Raw genomic sequence first — 1,544 nt, 5'->3', positions numbered from 1 at the left:
GCTCCAGACGGCCGCACGCCTGCCCGGCAGGCCCAGCCACCCACGCCCATATACGAAGGGGGATGTGCCACGTGAAGTCGAGCAAGCGCCTGGGCACGGCACTCGAATTCGAGGAGTATGTCCGTACCCGGCAGGACGCTCTGCTGCGCAGCGCTCGCCGCCTCGTCGGCGACCCGCTCGCCGCCCAGGATCTCCTTCAGACCGCTTTGTTACGCACCTACCACCGGTGGGAGCACATAGCTAACAAACAGCTCGCGGACGCCTACTTGCGCCGCGTCATGATCAACACCCGCACCGAGTGGTGGCGAGCACGGAAACTGGAAGAGCTCCCCACCGAGCATCTGCCGGACGCGTCTGTCGAGGACTGGGCCGATCAGCACGCCGATCGTGCACTGCTCATGGACATCATCAAGACGCTGCCGCCCCAGCAGCTCAACGTCTTGGTCCTTCGGTACTGGGAGCAGATGTCCACCGCCGAGACGGCCGCCACCCTCGGCATGGCACCCGGCACGGTCAAAAGCACACTGCACCGGGCACTCGCCCAGCTCCGCCACGAGCTACAGCACCGCAGCCCCGACTCGACTTCACCAGCAGCTGGCACTGCGAACCCATTGACGGAGAGCCCGACAAGCACGATCACTGCGCCGGACGCACCGCATCCCTGCTGCGCACGGACACGATGAACTGGTTGACGTACTTCGTCAACCAGTACTCTCGGCTCCGCCACGAAGGAATGAAGCTGCTCAACTCTCGCTGAGACAGATCATTTGGTCGTCTAAGTCGGTGAAGTTGAGCATTTCGCTGGACGGTGTTCCGGACGCGAAGACCGCAGCAGAAGCCCTCAACAGCTCGTCGAGCGCGGGAAGCCGTTGGTGGGCGGCGACTGGCGGGCGGTGGCCACACCAGGAAGCAACAACGGAACCGGGCGGGAGGTGGCAACGCAGCGTCTCAAGGTGATCCTTGGACGTCGGCACTTCGCGCCGTCGACTGGTACTTCACATACTTCACAAAGCCGGGTGACAAGGCGCCGAGCCTTGTCAAAGACATGTCGAAGTCGGACTGGGCCCAGTGACCCAAAGATCCCGAGGACAGGAAGAACACGAGAATGCCGGATTTCGTACGAGAGGGACGTCTGTTCCGGGTGGTCAGCTTCGCGGCGTCGCACCGGCAGCTGCTGCTGCGCAGCGACGCCACCGCCGTCGACGGAACGGACACCCGCGTCGAGGTGTACTTCGGACATGTGGAGCTCATGCTGCTCAAGCCCATCTACCAGAAGGGGATTCACGTCCGCCCGGCGTCGGAGGCTGCGTTCGCGGTGCTGAAGGAGCGTCATGACCTCCCTGCCGAGGATGCGGGCTTCACCTGGATGATCGAACCGGACGGGGACAGCTTCGTCGTCTCCGCCAACCCCTCGTGGCGCGAGGCGGACCGCAAGTTCGAAGACCCGTCCCTGTTCGACTTCACCCAGCCCTGGCCCCCGGACTTCCCCATGGAGTACGGCAGCGTCGGCTGACCGGGAGGACACGCTGAGGGCGCCCCCAGGG

General features: G+C 64.5%; 2 protein-coding genes. Both read left to right on the top strand.

All coding sequences use genetic code 11. From position 1 onward, the window contains the following. Positions 1–71 precede the first annotated feature (71 nt). Complete coding sequence (locus ACFW2E_RS46660) at positions 72–683, top strand: SigE family RNA polymerase sigma factor (RefSeq protein WP_384478198.1); 612 nt, start codon at positions 72–74, stop codon at positions 681–683. Positions 684–1,105: 422 nt separating this feature from the next. Continuing rightward, complete coding sequence (locus ACFW2E_RS46655; protein WP_384478195.1) at positions 1,106–1,513, top strand: hypothetical protein; 408 nt, start codon at positions 1,106–1,108, stop codon at positions 1,511–1,513. Positions 1,514–1,544: the final 31 nt, after the last annotated feature.

The sequence above is a fragment of the Streptomyces sp. NPDC058964 genome (assembly GCF_042741275.1).
GTDB lineage: Bacteria > Actinomycetota > Actinomycetes > Streptomycetales > Streptomycetaceae > Streptomyces.
The sequence above is the reverse complement of the archived record's forward strand: the minus strand, read 5'-3'. Positions and strand labels throughout refer to the sequence as shown.